This is a genomic window from Pseudomonas sp. GW822-FHT06B12 (genome assembly GCF_058799675.1).
The window spans coordinates 91,686-107,281 of the sequence record NZ_JBXALR010000010.1; the positions used below are offsets into that span (position 1 = coordinate 91,686).

13 protein-coding genes, 3 tRNA genes and 1 riboswitch are annotated in these 15,596 nt (G+C 59.2%); of the genes, 2 read left to right on the forward strand and 14 right to left on the reverse strand.

All coding sequences use genetic code 11. From position 1 onward, the window contains the following. Positions 1-23 precede the first annotated feature (23 nt). Positions 24-536 carry a DUF4124 domain-containing protein gene (locus AC1RKH_RS21295; protein ID WP_493063079.1) on the forward strand — a complete coding sequence of 171 codons (513 nt, stop codon included), beginning with the start codon at positions 24-26 and terminating at the stop codon, positions 534-536. A 19-nt stretch (positions 537-555) separates the two neighbouring features. Here AC1RKH_RS21295 and AC1RKH_RS21300 read toward each other — a convergent pair. The 7 genes from AC1RKH_RS21300 to ltaE all read right to left on the reverse strand — a co-directional run bounded on the left by AC1RKH_RS21300 (position 556) and on the right by ltaE (position 6,521). After that, positions 556-632, reverse strand: a tRNA-Arg gene (locus tag AC1RKH_RS21300). A gap of 72 nt (positions 633-704) precedes the next feature. Then, a tRNA-Arg gene (locus AC1RKH_RS21305) sits at positions 705-781 on the reverse strand. Between the two features lie 108 nt (positions 782-889). Then, a tRNA-Ser gene (locus AC1RKH_RS21310) sits at positions 890-980 on the reverse strand. A gap of 62 nt (positions 981-1,042) precedes the next feature. Continuing rightward, complete coding sequence (gene csrA, locus AC1RKH_RS21315; RefSeq protein WP_003178872.1) at positions 1,043-1,231, reverse strand: carbon storage regulator CsrA; 189 nt, start codon at positions 1,229-1,231, stop codon at positions 1,043-1,045. 186 nt (positions 1,232-1,417) lie between these two features. Continuing rightward, positions 1,418-2,659, reverse strand: a complete 1,242-nt coding sequence (locus AC1RKH_RS21320; protein WP_123426787.1) for an aspartate kinase — start codon at positions 2,657-2,659, stop codon at positions 1,418-1,420. A gap of 89 nt (positions 2,660-2,748) precedes the next feature. Continuing rightward, on the reverse strand, positions 2,749-5,370 hold the full coding sequence (gene alaS / locus AC1RKH_RS21325; protein WP_493063080.1) for an alanine--tRNA ligase: 2,622 nt from the start codon (positions 5,368-5,370) through the stop codon (positions 2,749-2,751). A 146-nt stretch (positions 5,371-5,516) separates the two neighbouring features. Next, positions 5,517-6,521 (reverse strand): low-specificity L-threonine aldolase, encoded by a 1,005-nt coding sequence (ltaE, locus tag AC1RKH_RS21330; protein ID WP_493063081.1) that lies wholly within the window; start codon positions 6,519-6,521, stop codon positions 5,517-5,519. A 216-nt stretch (positions 6,522-6,737) separates the two neighbouring features. After that, positions 6,738-6,908, forward strand: a riboswitch (FMN riboswitch). A gap of 120 nt (positions 6,909-7,028) precedes the next feature. Between ltaE and AC1RKH_RS21335 the strand changes: the two genes are divergently transcribed. Continuing rightward, on the forward strand, positions 7,029-7,538 hold the full coding sequence (locus AC1RKH_RS21335) for a 6,7-dimethyl-8-ribityllumazine synthase (RefSeq protein ID WP_019693156.1): 510 nt from the start codon (positions 7,029-7,031) through the stop codon (positions 7,536-7,538). Positions 7,539-7,671: 133 nt separating this feature from the next. Here the strand turns inward: AC1RKH_RS21335 and astE are convergent, their stop codons facing one another. The 7 genes from astE to AC1RKH_RS21370 form a co-directional block, all read right to left on the reverse strand. Continuing rightward, the gene (gene astE / locus AC1RKH_RS21340; protein ID WP_493063082.1) at positions 7,672-8,682 is read right to left on the reverse strand and encodes a succinylglutamate desuccinylase; all 1,011 of its coding nucleotides are present in this window, start codon (positions 8,680-8,682) and stop codon (positions 7,672-7,674) included. A gap of 12 nt (positions 8,683-8,694) precedes the next feature. Next, positions 8,695-8,982, reverse strand: a complete 288-nt coding sequence (locus AC1RKH_RS21345) for a topoisomerase II (protein ID WP_123426782.1) — start codon at positions 8,980-8,982, stop codon at positions 8,695-8,697. A 63-nt stretch (positions 8,983-9,045) separates the two neighbouring features. Continuing rightward, positions 9,046-10,392, reverse strand: a complete 1,347-nt coding sequence (gene astB / locus AC1RKH_RS21350) for an N-succinylarginine dihydrolase (RefSeq protein WP_123426781.1) — start codon at positions 10,390-10,392, stop codon at positions 9,046-9,048. 142 nt (positions 10,393-10,534) lie between these two features. Further along, positions 10,535-12,004 carry a succinylglutamate-semialdehyde dehydrogenase gene (gene astD, locus AC1RKH_RS21355; RefSeq protein ID WP_493063178.1) on the reverse strand — a complete coding sequence of 490 codons (1,470 nt, stop codon included), beginning with the start codon at positions 12,002-12,004 and terminating at the stop codon, positions 10,535-10,537. Beyond that, positions 12,001-13,026 carry an arginine N-succinyltransferase gene (astA, locus tag AC1RKH_RS21360; RefSeq protein ID WP_493063083.1) on the reverse strand — a complete coding sequence of 342 codons (1,026 nt, stop codon included), beginning with the start codon at positions 13,024-13,026 and terminating at the stop codon, positions 12,001-12,003. The genes astD and astA overlap by 4 nt, the downstream gene beginning before the upstream one ends. Before the next feature lie 82 nt (positions 13,027-13,108). After that, positions 13,109-14,128: an arginine/ornithine succinyltransferase subunit alpha gene (aruF, locus tag AC1RKH_RS21365; protein WP_123426778.1), complete on the reverse strand. Its 1,020-nt coding sequence runs from the start codon at positions 14,126-14,128 to the stop codon at positions 13,109-13,111. A gap of 214 nt (positions 14,129-14,342) precedes the next feature. After that, entirely contained in the window at positions 14,343-15,563 is a 1,221-nt protein-coding gene (locus tag AC1RKH_RS21370) for an aspartate aminotransferase family protein (protein WP_123426777.1), read from the reverse strand. Positions 15,564-15,596: the final 33 nt, after the last annotated feature.

Consider the following 15,596-nt stretch of genomic DNA (forward strand, 5'->3'; position numbering starts at 1 on the left):
GTGACCATCATGGAGGACGCCCAATGCCCGGCAACAAACCCGCAATCCTGTTGATCGCCCTGCTCTGCCCGCCCCTACAGGCCACTGCAACGACCGTACATCGATGCGAAGACGCCAAGGGCCGCATCACCTACACGACGCTGAGCTGCCCTCCCGGAGAGGCGCTGTCACGGCAGAACATTTACAACCCAAGCCTTTTCAAATTCGAGGCAATGCTCCCCGGCGCCAACCATCAGGAAACATCAGGCATTAAAAGCACACCGAGAGATCCGACCGTAGTAGGCCAAATCACTGACAAATGCGGAAATATGCTCAGTGCCAAGGAGCGTCGCGAAGCAATCATCAATCAGCGGATCATTCCAGGCATGAGCCAGCAGGACGTTGAAAGCGCACTCGGCAAGCCAGACAAGATCAGTATTCGAAACGCGACGACGAATTATCGCTACGACAGCAAGAAAGGTCGTAGCGCGCAAATCGTGTTCGATGAGAAGGGATGTGTAAAAGGCAAATCCCAGACAGCAAAAAGCCCGCGTTAGACGCAGGCTTTTTGGTGTTTGGTGCACTCGACAGGATTCGAACCTGTGACCGCTCGGTTCGTAGCCGAGTACTCTATCCAGCTGAGCTACGAGTGCAATTTGTGTTTTTAGACCAGATCACAACTGGTTGAAGCCAGGTTACCTGCATTACTGCAAACAACCCTTAAATGGTGCACTCGACAGGATTCGAACCTGTGACCGCTCGGTTCGTAGCCGAGTACTCTATCCAGCTGAGCTACGAGTGCATTTGTTGCCGCGCATTATAGGCCGTTGAATCTTTTTGTAAAGCGCTTTTTTCTAGTAATTTCAACAACTTACCGAAGAAGCCAGATTACAACGTACTAAACAAATAATGGCGGAGAACGGGGGATTCGAACCCCCGACACCCTTTTGAGGTGTACTCCCTTAGCAGGGGAGCGCCTTCGGCCACTCGGCCAGCTCTCCGCAACACGGGGCGTATCTTAACCAACCTTTTCCCCGTTTGCAAACATAAAAAACGATAAAAATTAATGGCTTGGTTCGTCGTCCTTCTCTTTCTTGATCCGCAGGTAGATTTCCTCACGGTGAACAGCCACCTCTTTAGGCGCGTTAACGCCAATACGCACTTGATTTCCTTTGACGCCGAGCACGGTCACGGTGATTTCGCCATCACCAATAATCAGGCTTTCTGCGCACCGACGAGTCAGAATCAGCATACCTTTCTCCTCACGCATTTCATTTCAGGGACAACAGTCTGCAAAAAAAAGGCGCTCGACCTACAACCAGAACGATCGCAGCCCTACACGCCTAAGTATTGACCAGCACGAACAAAAGAACAGATTTCTGTCGCACCACTCAAGAAAACAAAGGGCGCGGTCAGACCGCGCCCTTTGGGCAACGCATCACTCGCCCTGTCGGGCCGGAGCGTCCAGTTCGAAAGCCGTGTGCAGCGCGCGCACAGCCAATTCCAGGTACTTCTCTTCGATCACTACGGAAACCTTGATTTCCGAAGTCGAGATCATCTGGATGTTGATGGTTTCTTTAGCCAGGGCCTCGAACATGCGGCTGGCAACGCCTGCGTGAGAACGCATGCCGACGCCGACGATCGACACCTTGGCGATCTTGGTGTCGCCAACGACTTCACGGGCACCGATCTCGCGAGCGGTGTTTTCCAGCACGGCCTGGGCCGCCTGGTAGTCATTGCGGTGCACAGTGAAGGTGAAGTCGGTGGTGTTATCGTGCGCAACGTTCTGCACGATCATGTCGACTTCGATGTTCGCGGCGCTGATCGGGCCGAGAATCTTGAAGGCCACGCCCGGGGTGTCTGGCACGCCACGGATGGTCAGCTTGGCTTCATCGCGGTTGAAAGCGATGCCGGAAATGATCGGCTGTTCCATGGATTCCTCTTCATCAATAGTAATGAGGGTGCCCGGACCCTCCTTGAAGCTGTGCAGTACGCGCAGCGGAACGTTGTACTTACCGGCGAACTCGACCGCACGGATCTGCAACACCTTGGAACCGAGGCTGGCCATTTCCAGCATCTCTTCAAACGTGATCTTGTCCAGGCGCTGAGCCACGGACACCACGCGCGGATCGGTGGTGTAGACGCCGTCGACATCGGTGTAGATCTGGCATTCATCAGCCTTCAGGGCCGCTGCCAGCGCCACGCCGGTGGTGTCGGAACCGCCACGACCGAGGGTGGTGATGTTGCCGTGCTCGTCGACGCCCTGGAAACCGGCAACGACCACCACGCGACCGGCCTTCAGGTCACCGCGAATCTTCTGGTCGTCAATCTGCAAGATACGCGCTTTATTGTGCGCGCTGTCCGTCAGAATCCGTACCTGATTGCCGGTGTACGACACCGCCGGTACGCCGCGCTTGATCAGCGCCATGGCCAGCAGTGCAATCGTCACCTGCTCACCGGTGGAGACGATGACATCCAGCTCACGCGGAACCGGTTGATCGTCGCCACTGATTTGCTTGGCCAGATCGATCAGACGGTTGGTCTCGCCGCTCATTGCAGACAGCACAACCACCAGGTCATCGCCGGCATCGCGGAACTTCTTAACCTTGTCGGCGACCTGCTCGATTCTCTCGACAGTGCCGACTGAGGTGCCTCCAAATTTCTGTACGATCAAAGCCATTTCAAAGCCGCCTCTGCCCATGAAGGGCGCCCAATAATCACTCAAACAGTTGCGGACCCGTCACTAGACGACGGGCTCGGCACTCTGCCTTAAATACCCTGCTCTACAAACGGCACGGTCAGGGCCAATGCAGCATCCAGCGCGCCAGCGTCAGTACCGCCGCCTTGCGCCATGTCTGGACGACCACCGCCCTTCCCGCCCACTGCCGCAGCGGCTTGCTTCATCAAATCACCGGCTTTGAGTTGGCCAGTCAGGTCCTTGGTCACACCCGCAACCAACACGACCTTTTCCTCATGGACACTGCCGAGCAGGATCACTGCGCGGCCGAGTTTGTTCTTCAGTTGATCGACCAGCGCCAGCAGCGCCTTGCCGTCCTGACCGTCGAGACGCACGGCCAGTACTTTCACGCCTTTGACGTCCTGGGCCGAAGCCGACAGGTCGTCGCCCGCCGCACTGGCGGCCTTGGCTTGCAACTGCTCGAGTTGCTTTTCCAGCAGACGGTTGCGCTCAAGCACAGCCGACAGCTTGTCGATCAGGTTGTCGCGGCTGCCCTTGACCAGGTTGGCCGCTTCCTTGAGTTGCTCTTCCGCAGCGTTCAGGTAAGCCAGTGCCGCAGCGCCTGTCACCGCTTCGATACGACGTACGCCAGAAGCCACGCCGCCTTCGCTGATGATTTTCAGCAAACCGATGTCGCCAGTGCGATTAGCGTGAATACCACCGCACAGTTCGACGGAGAAGTCGCCCATGCTCAGTACGCGCACGCTATCGCCGTACTTCTCGCCGAACAGCGCCATGGCGCCTTTTTGCTTGGCGGTGTCGATATCGGTTTCTTCGGTTTCAACCTCAGAGTTCTTGCGAATTTCGGCGTTGACGATTTCTTCCAGTGCTTTCAGCTGTTCAGGCTTGATCGCTTCAAAGTGGCTGAAGTCAAAGCGTAGACGCTGACTGTCGACCAACGAACCTTTCTGCTGAACGTGTTCACCCAACACCTGGCGCAATGCCGCGTGCAGCAAGTGAGTCGCGGAGTGGTTCAGCGAAGTGGCGTGACGTACGTCAGCGTCCACCTGGGCCTGAACGGGCGAGCCAACGATCAGGCTGCCCGAATCCAGCACACCGTGGTGCAGGAACGCGCCGCCGGTCTTGGTGGTGTCGCGCACGTCGAAACGCGCAGTGCCAGCCTGGAGGAAGCCGCAATCACCAATCTGACCACCGGACTCCGCATAGAACGGCGTCTGATTGAGAACGACCACGCCCTCTTCGCCTTCGCTCAACACGTCGACCGATTGCCCGTCTTTATACAGAGCAACGATTTTTGCCGAACCGCTGTGAGCGGTGTAACCGGTGAACTCGGTGGCCACATCAACCTTGACCAGGCTGTTGTAGTCCATGCCGAAGGAACTGGCCGAACGTGCACGGACGCGCTGGGCTTCCATTTCGCGCTCGAAGCCTGCTTCGTCGATGGTCAGGCTGCGCTCGCGAGCGATGTCACCGGTCAGGTCCATCGGGAAGCCGTAGGTGTCATACAACTTGAACACCACGTCGCCTGGCACGACATCGCCTTTGAGCTCGGCCAGATCCTGCTCGAGGATCTTCAGGCCCTGCTCCAGGGTTTTGGCAAACTGCTCTTCTTCAGCTTTCAGTACGCGCTCGATGTGCGCCTGCTGGGATTTCAGCTCAGGGAAGGCTTCGCCCATCTCGGCAACCAGTGCGCCAACGATCTGATAGAAGAAGCTGCCCTTGGCGCCCAGCTTGTTACCGTGACGGCAAGCACGACGAATGATCCGGCGCAGCACGTAGCCACGACCTTCGTTGGACGGCAGCACGCCGTCGGCGATCAGGAAACCGCAAGAACGAATGTGGTCAGCCACGACTTTCAGCGAAGCCTGGTTGTCGTTGGTGCAACCGATGGCCTTGGCCGAAGCGCTCAGCAGGCTCTGGAACAGGTCGATTTCATAGTTCGAGTGAACGTGCTGCAGCACGGCACTGATCCGCTCCAGGCCCATGCCGGTATCCACCGACGGCGCTGGCAACGGATGCAACACGCCGTCGGCGGTGCGGTTGAACTGCATGAAGACGTTGTTCCAGATTTCGATGTAACGGTCGCCGTCTTCCTCTGGCGAACCCGGCGGGCCACCCCAGATATCGGCGCCGTGATCGTAGAAAATCTCGGTGCAAGGACCGCACGGGCCGGTATCGCCCATAGTCCAGAAGTTGTCGGACGCGTATGGCGCGCCTTTGTTGTCGCCGATACGCACCATGCGCTCGGCCGGAACCCCGACTTCCTTGGTCCAGATGTCATACGCCTCGTCATCGCTGGCGTAGACCGTGACCCAGAGTTTTTCCTTCGGCAGGTTCAGCCACTTGTCGGAGGTCAGGAAGGTCCAGGCGTAGGTGATCGCATCACGCTTGAAGTAGTCGCCGAAGCTGAAGTTACCCAGCATTTCGAAGAAGGTGTGGTGACGGGCGGTATAACCGACGTTTTCCAGGTCGTTGTGCTTGCCACCGGCGCGAACGCACTTCTGGCTGCTGACGGCGCGGGTATAGGCGCGCTTTTCCTGGCCCAGAAAGCAGTCCTTGAACTGGTTCATCCCCGCGTTAGTGAACAGCAGGGTTGGGTCGTTGCCCGGAATCAAAGAGCTGGAGGCTACACGGGTGTGGCCTTGCTCTTCGAAGAAGCGAAGGAAGGCTTCACGGATTTCTGCGCTTTTCATTAGGTTCTTCCACGGAGGCTGCGGCCAAAGGCCTGTGCGAATCGTCAACGGACGAAGCGACGGCAAAGGGCCGCATTATATCGGCGTTAGTGACCAGGTACAGTGTGTTTGTACGATACAAACAGTCAATTGGACGGCTAACACCTTCAGTTTTGCGAAAACTCGACGAAAGACGCGATCACCTGCTCGATCTGCGCCCGGCTGACGTCCATGTGAGTGACCATGCGCAAGCGCGGGGCGGCGCTAAGCTTGATCCCGCGCTCACCGGCAAACGCCTTGATCGCCTCGCACTTATCGCCCATCTGCACGTAAACCATGTTGGTCTGTACAGATTCGACTTTATACCCCGCCGCGCGCAGACCTTCAGCCAAAAACTGCGCGTTGTCGTGGTCATCCGCCAGGCGTTGCACGTTGTGATCCAGCGCATACAAGCCGGCCGCCGCGAGAATGCCGGCCTGGCGCATGCCGCCACCGACCATCTTGCGCAAACGTCGGGCCTTGCCGATCAACTCTACCGAACCGCAGAGTACCGAACCGATCGGCGCGCCAAGTCCTTTGGACAGGCACACCGACACCGAATCGAAGTGCTGAGTGATTTCCCGTGCATCAACGCCCAGCTTGACCGCTGCGTTGTACAACCGCGCGCCGTCCAGGTGCAGCGACAAACCGTGTTCATGGGTAAAGCGGCGAGCTCGCGCCAGGTACTCCAGCGGCAACACCTTGCCTTGCATGGTGTTTTCCAGCGCCAGCAGACGGGTCCGGGCGAAATGGAAGTCGTCCGGCTTGATCGCCGCCGCCACCTGAGCCAGGTCCAGCGAACCGTCGGCTTGAACTTCCAGCGGCTGCGGCTGGATCGAGCCCAGCACCGCGGCCCCACCACCTTCGTACTTATAGGTGTGCGCCTGCTGACCGACGATGTACTCGTCACCGCGCTCGCAGTGGGCCATCAGCCCCAGCAAGTTGCTCATGGTGCCCGTCGGCACGAACAGCGCCGCGGCAAACCCCAGGCGCCTGGCCAGTTCGGCCTCAAGAAGATTGACGGTCGGATCTTCGCCGTAGACATCATCTCCGGTGGCCGCCCTGGCCATTGCGTCAAGCATCCCTGCGGTCGGTTGGGTGACGGTGTCGCTACGAAGATCGATAACGCTCATGAATCAGGCCTCGGAATAGGACGCTAACGTCGCTGCTGATAAGGGAAATCTGTTTCGAAGAGGATTACTGCGGCCAACGCCGCGATTAATCAAGGCCTGAGCCAGGAAAAGGCGGCTCAAGCCAACGGAAAAACCGATGTATATCATCAGAAAGCAGCGATGCGCAGCCCACAAATATGTGTTAAAAACTCTCCGCCGCCAGAAAATCTGGCAGCAAAACGTTCTCAGGGCGGGGTGCAACTCCCCACCGGCGGTAATTGCGCGCAATGCGCATAGCCCGCGAGCGCTTGGTGTCACCGATGCTTTGGCAGCAGATGACGGCAAGGTCAGCAGACCCGGTGTGATCCCGGGGCCGACGGTCATAGTCCGGATGAAGAGAGAACGGGATTGGCACCAAAGGGCCGTCCGTGGGCAGCGCGCATACACTGCACGTCTGACCTGCACGTACCCTTAAATCCCATTCGATTCATAACGCCCTGTTTTTCACACAAACAGGAGTCAGAACAGATGCAACCCACCGCAATCGATAGCAAAAGCAAAAACCATCAGGGCGAGCGCGTAGCGTTTATCCAGGCGTGCTGGCACAAGGAAATCGTTGACCAAAGCCGTAAGGGCTTCGTCAGCGAGATGGTCGCTCAGGGTTATCAGGAATCGGATATCGACTTTTTTGAAGTCGGCGGCGCCTTTGAAATTCCACTGCACGCCAAGCTGCTGGCCAAGTCCGGCCGTTATGCCGGCATCGTCGCTGCAGGTTTAGTGGTTGACGGCGGTATCTACCGTCACGAGTTCGTCGCCCAGTCGGTGATCAGCGGCCTGATGCAGGTTCAGCTGGAAACTGAAGTGCCGGTGTTCTCGGTCGTGCTGACCCCGCATCACTTCCATGCAGGCGAAGAGCACCAGAAGTTCTTCTTCGAGCATTTCGTACACAAGGGTCAGGAAGCGGCGAAGACCTGCGCCGATACGTTGCACAAGATGCGTGCGCTGCGTCGCACTGAACACCGCGCGGTAGCCGTCTAAACCCAGGCACTGATCGTTCCCACGCTCTGCGTGGGAATGCCTCAATGGACGCTCTGCGTCCGCTTCGGCAGGGACGCAGAGCGTCCCGGGCTGCATTCCCACGCAGAGCGTGGGAACGATCGATCAGCGGCTATCAGGCCAGGTTTTCGGCAGTGGTCGGGACAATCAAAATGCCGGCGCGCAGGCCGTTCTTGACCTTCGGGTTCGGGAAGATGATTCGCGCGCCCTCCTCCTCGACGATCCAGCGGGTTTGGGCGATGTCCTCGGCCAGCAGATAACCCTTTTTCAGCTCCGAGAAGTTCTCGATGTCCGCCGGTAGGTTCAAGTGGAAGCTGTCGCTGTGCTTGATGATTTCCCGTGCCACGCTGAACAGTTGCAAACCATCCAGGCTCTGTTCTGCCAACTCCGGCTCGGTGCCTTCAATGATCTGCTTCAACAGGGTTTCGAGACGCGAGACGTTAACCCCGTCGTTTTGCCCGAACGGCCGGGCCTTGCCCAACTCAAGGGTGAAAGACTCGGCATCGAGCTTGTCGTAGGTGTACGAGCTGAAAACGATGGACGGCTTGTTCTGCAACAGCACCGCTTCCATGCCGGCAGCGCGCAAGCGGGCCAGTTCATGACGGGAATGCTGGCGACCTTCTTTCCAGGGATACAGTGCGAACTGCTCGATCTTTGAACCACGGATCGCGGTGTGCAGGTCGTAGTGCAAACGGGAACGGTCCGGCAGGCTGAAGAAACTCGCCGCCAGACGCTCCAGCTCACAGGCACGCAGCGCTTCAGAGCCACTGCTGAGTTCATGACGGCCATTGAACAGCCGATTGACGTCCTGCTCGATAAAACGCTCGCCGCGGCGCATGGCCTCGGGGTTGCCGAACAGGAACAGAATACGTGCGCGCGGCTTCAACTCACCGCGGGCGATGTCATGCAACAGGCGATCGAGCAACTCGATCGGCGCTGTTTCGTTACCGTGGATGCCGGCCGACAACAGCAAGTCCAGGCCATTGTCGCGAGCCTCCGGTGGCCGGACTTCCAGCGCACCTTCGCTCAGCCAGCGCATCCGCACGCCTTCGACAGTCAGTTGAGTCTTCTCCGCCGGTTCACGGCCGGCGAGGGTCAGTTCAAGCAGTTTGCCGAGGGCGAGCATAGAACGAATTCCTTAGTGATCGTGTTTGCAATCCGGGCCGTGCACGTGGTCTTCGTCACCGATTTCAGCCGGTTCCATTTCCAGTTGCAGACTTACCAGATTAGTCGCCAATGGGCGCAGCAGCAGGTTGGCGTATTCAGCATCGCCCTCTTCGACGTCAACGCCGATCAGCAACTGGCCACGGCCGTCTTGCTGGATCCACAACTCTTTGCCTTGCCACATGACCGCAACGCGGGTGCAGGAAGTTTCCAGTTGAGTGCCGTCGGTGTCTTCAAGAATCAGCTGCAGGGTATCGCTCATTATTACGTTCTCATCTGGAGATAAAGCAACGCGTCCGACTCTTCATGAGCAGGACGCGGGCTTTCAATTGATCTGGAATGGATAAACCGCGCCCAGTTTAAGGATTTGCGTCAGTTCATCCAGTGCCGTCCGGCACTCAAGCAACAATTGTGGGTCCGCCAGATCGTTTTCGGTCATGCGGTCACGGTAGTGCTTGTCGACCCATTGGGTCAGCGTGCCATACAACGGCGCAGTCATGATAACCCCTGGGTTGACCGCCGCCAGCTCGGTTTCATTCAGTGCGACACGCAACCGCAGGCACGCCGGGCCACCGCCGTTCTGCATGCTTTGCTTGAGATCGAAGACTTTCACTTCGCGAATCAGGCCGCCAGAGCTGGTCAGCTCTTGCAGGTACTGCCAGACGCGCGGGTTGTTCTGGCACTCTTGCGGCACGATCAGCAGCATCGAACCGTCAGCGCGCGACAGCAGCTGACTGTTGAACAGGTAAGAACGCACGGCGTCTTCGACCGACACCTGGGAGCGCGGTACGCAGATCGCCTTGAACTGGCCGCCACGCTTGGCAAGCTTGGCCGACAGCTCGGCGAGCATCTGCTCGGTATCGAGGAAAGCATCCTCGTGATAGAACAGCGCTTCGCCGTTACCGACCGCGATCACGTCGTTGTGGAACACGCCCTGGTCGATCACCGCAGGATTCTGCTGGGCGTACACCACGCCGTCATCGCTCAAGCCGTGCAGACGGGCAACCGCTTGCGAAGCTTCGAGGGTCTGACGCGCCGGGTACTTCTGCGGTTCTGGGTAGCGAGTATCGAACGCGCTGCGACCGAACACGAAGAACTCGACACCGGCTTCGCCGTATTCACGGCAGAAACGCGTGTGGTTGGCTGCGCCTTCGTCACCGAACTGCGCCACGGCAGGCAATGCTGCGTGGTGAGCGAAGTGTTTCTGGTCAGCGAACATCGCCCCCAGCACGCGGCTGGTGGTCGGGTGTTCGATGCTGCGGTGATATTTGCAGTTGAGGTTGGCGGCGGTGAAATGCACGCGACCGTCAGCAGTATCGGCACTCGGGCTGACAGTGGCGGCGTTGGCCACCCACATGCTCGACGCCGAGCAGTTGGCAACCAGCAATGGCATCGCCTGCCTGGCGGCCTGCTCGATCACTTGAGCGTCGGTGCCGCTGAAACCCAGGCGGCGCAGTGCACCGACATCCGGACGTTCTTGCGGCGCGAGTACGCCTTGCTGAAAGCCCATTTCCATCAGCGCTTTCATTTTCGCCAGGCCTTGCAGCGCCGCTTCCTTCGGATTGGAAGACTGCTGACTGTTGCTCTGGGACGCGACGTTGCCGTAGGACAGACCGCCGTAGTTATGGGTCGGCCCCACTAGACCGTCAAAATTGACTTCATAGGATTTCATCAGCGAGGCTCCACGAGAATCTGTTGTTATAGGCTTCAGTAACTAACTGTTCAGTGCGACCGAGTCGCGGCCATCGCGAGCAGGCTCGCTCCCACAGGGATTTCATCGCCCTTGTGGGAGCGAGCTTGCTCGCGATTGGGCATCACGCCATTTTCACGCCTGGGGTCAGGGTGGCCGGCAGTGTCAGGCTTGGGGTTTCCAGCGAGGCCACCGGGTACGCGCAGTAATCCGCTGCGTAATAGGCGCTGGCGCGATGGTTGCCCGAGGCTCCCACACCGCCGAATGGTGCGCTGCTCGCGGCACCGGTCAGCTGCTTGTTCCAGTTGACGATACCGGCGCGGCTTTCCAGCCAGAACTGCTGGTAACGCGCTTCGGAATCCGACAGCAAACCTGCGGCCAAGCCGTATTGGGTGTCGTTGGCTTCAGCGATCGCCGCCTCGAAATCAGCGTAGCGGATCACTTGCAGCAACGGGCCGAACAGCTCTTCGTCAGGACGATCGGCAACCGCGCTGACATCAAGAATGCCTGGGGTCAGCAACGCGGCGTTAGCCTGAGGCTGAGTCATTTCCAGCAGCGACACGGCGCCATTGGCCAGCAAGTGTTCTTGCGCATCCATCAGCGCTTTTGCGGCGGCCAGAGAAACTACCGAGCCCATGAACGGTGCCGGTTGCTGATCGAACGCGCCGACTTCGATCGTCGCGCTGACCGCTACCAGACGCGCCAGCAGCGTATCGCCCCAGGCGCCTTGCGGTACCAGCAAGCGACGGGCGCAGGTGCAACGCTGACCGGCAGAAATGAACGCCGACTGAATAATGGTGTACACCGCGGCGTCGAGGTCTGCGACCTGATCGACCACCAGCGGGTTGTTGCCGCCCATCTCCAGCGCGAGGATCTTGTCCGGACGCCCGGAGAACTGCGCATGCAGGTGGTTGCCGGTACGGCTGGAGCCGGTGAAGAACAGACCATCGATGCCTGAATTGGCCGCCAGAGCGATCCCGGTTTCACGCGCGCCTTGCAGCAGGTTCAGCACGCCAGCCGGCAGACCGGCTTCGATCCAGCACTTGACCGTCAGCTCGGCGACTTTCGGGGTCAGTTCACTTGGCTTGAACAGCACGCTGTTACCGGCCAGCAGCGCCGGAACGATATGACCGTTCGGCAAATGCCCAGGAAAGTTGTAAGGACCAAATACCGCCACCACGCCATGAGGCTTGTGGCGCAACACGGCGGTGGCGTCGCCCAGCGGGCCGCTCTTCTCGCCGGTACGTTCGCGGTAGCTCTGCACCGAAATGGCGATCTTGTTGACCATGCTGGTCACTTCCGTCGCGGCTTCCCACAGCGGTTTACCGGTTTCTTCGCCGATGCAGTGGGCCAGTTCGTCAGCGTGTTTTTTCAGGCTGGCGGCAAAGGCTTCCAGCACGCCGATGCGGTCTTCCAGGGAGCGTTTGGCCCAGGCCGGGAACGCCTGACGCGCAGCTTGCACCGCGCTTTCGACCTGAGCGACGCTGGCGCCCTGCCCCGACCACAGCACTTGCTGGGTCACCGGGTTCAGCGATTCGAAGGTGTCACCCTGGCCAGCCAACCATTCACCAGCGATATAAAGCGAATTCATTATTTCGACTCCCGAGCAGCAGACAACGGCACGGCACGTACTTGATCGCCGGCATTGAGTTGAAGACGTTTGGCGGTCAGTTGGTCGACCACCAGGGTACCGGCGGCAAAGCGTGCTGGAGCGGCAGTGATCCGGCAGTCTTCGCGTTTGCGGTTGTGAATCAAGAATGGCGTGGCGTCGTCACCCGGGGTGCCGATGGCCAGCACCAGCGCCTGGCTGTCGCGGACCGCACGGATCTTGCCGGTTTCGCATTCAACCGCAGGACCGGCGTCGAAGATGTCGACATAACCCTGGTAGCTGAAGCCTTCGCTCTTGAGCATCGCCAGCGCTGGCTCGGTGTCAGGGTGAACCTGGCCGATCACATTGCGCGCGTCTTCGGAGAGGAAGCAGGTGTACAGCGGGAACTTCGGCATCAGCTCGGCGATGAACGCCTTGTTGCCCACGCCCGTCAGGTAATCAGCCTGGCTGAATTCCATTTTGAAGAAGTGTCGCCCCAGGCTTTCCCAGAACGGCGAACGGCCGGCTTCATCGGACACACCGCGCATCTCGGCAATGATCTTGTTGCCGAACAGTTGCGGGAATTCGGCGATGAACAGCATCCGCGCCTTGGCCAGCATGCGGCCGTTGAGGCCGGTACGGTAATCGGCGTGCAGGAACAACGAGCACAGCTCGGAGTTACCGGTCAGGTCGTTGGCCAGGAACAGCGTCGGGATTTCACGGTAGATGTTCAGCTCTTGCGAAGCGCTGACAGTCAGACCGACCCGGAAGTTGTACCAAGGCTCACGCAGGCCGACGGCGCCGGCAATCGCGGAAATACCGACCACGCGACCGTTATCGTCTTCGAGCACGAACAGGTAGTCCGCGTCGCCGCGCCCCGCTTCGCCGCGAAAAGTCTTTTCAGCCCAGCCAACCCGATGAGACAGACGCTCTTCGTTGGCCGGCAAGGTGGTCAGGCCGGTGCCGGTGCTGCGGGCCAGGTCGATCAGAGCGGGTAAATCGCTGCTGCGTACGGGACGAACGATCATGCTATCTCCTCAAACGGGCCGCTATTGCCACCCGTGAAACTCGCTGCTCTCAAGCCTTGAATCAGGCATGCTTCTCTAGGTGTCAGACCGCCACCAGGCGTACGCTGGCACCTTCACCGACGCCCAGGGCTTCGGCGGCTTCAAGATCCAGGGTTACCGGTTTGCCCGGCGCATAATCCAGCTCGAGCAATACCGCGCGGTAATCCTGCAACTGAGCGTTGGCCACCAGGTACTGACGACCGGCGCCTTTGACCGGCTCACCGATTTTCACCGGCACCACACGACTCTGGGCGATCGAACGGATCCCCGAAACACGTGCGTGCAACGTTGGGCCACCGTCGAAAATGTCGATGTAGTGATCGGTCTCGAAGCCTTCGCGCATCAGGATGTCGAAGGTGATCTGCGCACGCGGATGCACCTGACCCATGGCCTCTTGGGCGGAGTCCGGCAGCAGCGGCACGTAGATCGGGTAATGCGGCATCAATTCAGCGAGGAAGGTCCGGCTCTTGAGCCCGCACAGACGCTCGGCGGCGGCGTAGTTCAAGTCGAAGAAGTTGCGACCGATGGCATCCCAGAATGGCGAGTCGCCATTTTCGTCGCTGTAACCGACGATCTCGGTGACGACCGAATCAGCGAAACGCTCCGGGTGACTGGCGACGAACAGCAGGCGACCGCGAGAGTTGAGTTCCGACCAGGCCGACCCCACCAGCTCCGGCAGCACGTAGAAACTGGTCAGCAGACTGTTGCCGGTCAGGTCGTGGCACTGGGAGAGCACGTGGATCTTGTTATGAATCTTCAGCTCGCGGGAGGCGTGCACGAAGGTTTCATTACGGAAGCTGTAGAACGGCTCGGAATAACCGGCCGACGCGACGATGGCCGAGCAACCGGCCAGTTTGCCGGTGGCGGTGTCTTCGAGGACGAAGAAATAGCTTTCTTCACCGTTGAAGCTGACTTCGGCAGCGAACGACGCTTCGCTTGCTGCGATCTTGTCGCTCAGGCGTTCGACATCATCCGGCAAGGAAGTGACACCAATCGGGCTGTCCGCAGCCAGACGCTGTACCTCGCCCAGATCAGCCATTTGCGCGGGGCGCATCACCAGCATGGTGTCACTCCTTTCTCGAAAAACTCTTTGAGGAAAATAAGCCGGGCCGGCCTTTGAGACACCTGTGGGAGCGAGCTTGCTCGCGATTGCGTCCTGTCAGGCAACAAAGATGTTGGCTGTAAGGCCCTCATCGCGAGCAAGCTCGCTCCCACATAAAGCGGGCCCGGCATAAAATTGGGTTCGACGCCTGAATGATCAGGCGTCGAAGGGTCGATCAGGCTTGAGTCAGTTTGGCCACGGCGCGCTCGAAGCGCTCCAGACCTTGCTCGATGTCCGCGTCTTCAACCACCAGGCTTGGCGCGAAACGAATCACGTCAGGGCCGGCTTGCAGAATCATCAGACCTTCTTTTTCAGCGGCGTTGAAGATGTCCTTGGCCTTGCCTTTCCAGGCCTCGCTCAACACGCAACCGAGCAGCAGGCCCAGGCCACGCACTTGAGTGAACAGGCCGTACTTGGCGCCGATCTGCTCCAGGCGAGACTTGAACAGATCGTGCTTGGCTTTGACGCCGTTCAGCACTTCAGGAGTGTTGACCACGTCGATCACCGCTTCAGCCACGGCGCACGCCAACGGGTTGCCGCCGTAAGTGGTGCCGTGAGTGCCGACCACCAGATGTTTGGCCAGGGCTTCGCTGGTCAGCATCGCCGCGATCGGGAAACCACCGCCCAGGCTCTTGGCGCTGGTCAGGATGTCCGGTGTCACGCCGTAATGCTGGTAAGCGAACAGCTCACCGCTGCGGCCCATGCCGGTTTGTACTTCGTCGAAAATCAGCAGCGCGTTGTGTGCGGTGCACAGTTCGCGAGCGCCTTGCAGGTACGAAAGTTCAGCCGGCAAAACGCCGCCCTCGCCCTGGATCGGCTCCAGCACTACTGCGCAGGTCTTGTCGGAAATGGCCGCTTTGAGCGCTTCCAGATCGTTGAACTTGACGTGAGTGATGCCGGTGATCTTCGGACCGAAACCGTCGGAGTACTTCGACTGGCCACCAACGTTCACGGTGAACAGCGTACGACCGTGGAAGCTGTTGAGCGCGGCGATGATTTCGTACTTCTCTGGACCGAAACGATCGTGAGCGACACGACGGGCCAGCTTGAAGGCGGCCTCGTTGGCTTCGGCGCCGGAGTTGCAGAAGAACACACGCTCGGCGAAAGTCGCATCGATCAGCTTATGCGCCAGGCGCAGGGCCGGCTCATTGGTGAACACGTTGGACACGTGCCACAGCTTGTTCGCTTGCTCGGTCAAGGCACCGACCAGTGCCGGGTGCGCATGGCCCAATACGTTAACCGCAATCCCGCCGGCGAAGTCGATCAACTCGCGACCAGACTGGTCCCAAACGCGGGAACCGGCGCCACGTACCGGAATGAAAGCGGCAGGCGCATAGTTGGGAACCATTACCTGGTCAAAATCGGCGCGTTGTACCGCAGCGTGCTCAACGGACATCGGAGTCTCCTGATGAGAAACACCCGCCTGAAA